General features: G+C 69.3%; 1 pseudogene. It reads left to right on the top strand.

Annotation, left to right across the window (positions count from 1 at the left end):
- Positions 1-241: pseudogene (locus tag RYX56_RS26800) on the top strand (hypothetical protein); the annotation flags it as partial.

Genomic DNA, 241 nt, shown 5'->3' with positions numbered 1-241 from the left:
CCGCCAAGGTCGCCAAGCACGTCAAATCCAACGCCATCATTTACGTCAAGGACGGCGCCACCGCCGGCATCGGCGCCGGCCAGATGAGCCGCGTGGACTCAGCCCGCGTGGCCCATCGCAAGTCCATCGATGCCGCCCAGGCCGCCGGTATCGAGGGCGCGTTGACGCAAGGCTCGGTCGTCGCCTCCGACGCCTTCTTCCCCTTTGCCGATGGCCTCGAGGCGCTGGTCGCTGCCGGCGC

Origin of the sequence: Alkalihalophilus lindianensis, assembly GCF_032843265.1 — a bacterium.
In the GTDB taxonomy this organism is placed as follows: Bacteria; Bacillota; Bacilli; order Bacillales; family Bacillaceae_D; genus Alkalihalophilus; species Alkalihalophilus lindianensis.
This window is presented reverse-complemented; position numbering and strand designations above follow the sequence as displayed.